This is a genomic window from Dellaglioa sp. CoH-56-MRSF-13 (assembly GCF_056782095.1).
The window spans coordinates 1-350 of the sequence record NZ_JBXAYC010000102.1; the positions used below are offsets into that span (position 1 = coordinate 1).

The 350-nt window shown below is 52.6% G+C and carries 1 protein-coding gene; it reads left to right on the plus strand.

The window, feature by feature from the left end; all coding sequences use genetic code 11:
• Positions 1-75: 75 nt before the first annotated feature.
• Positions 76-350 (plus strand): hypothetical protein (locus tag AC1RP1_RS08080; protein ID WP_481762728.1); only part of this gene is annotated, 275 nt, incomplete at its 3' end.

A 350-nucleotide genomic window follows, 5' to 3' on the forward strand; every position in this document is an offset into this window, starting at 1 on the left:
GTATGATGGGAAGCTCGCTAGCACCATCGTCAAGAAGGCGCTGGGTCTGTGAACCTATTTCTATAAGGAGAAGTCATGTTCCACAATCGTTCGTTCCAATCAGCAATCATTGCGTTCTCATTCCTCACCACTTATCTGGTGGGTTTCGCGACGCCCGCATCAGCGTTCGCGGAGCGCGCATGGTTCGTGGTATCGGTTGTGGTGCCCACGCTCACGATTCTGTTTGTGGTCTTCGCTTATAACCACAAATTGAAGGTGCTGTTTCAAGAGGCACGGGACAACACGGAAACTCAGGCATGGATGCTTCTCCATCTGATTGCGCTTGGCACCGCAGCTGCCACCATCGCAAC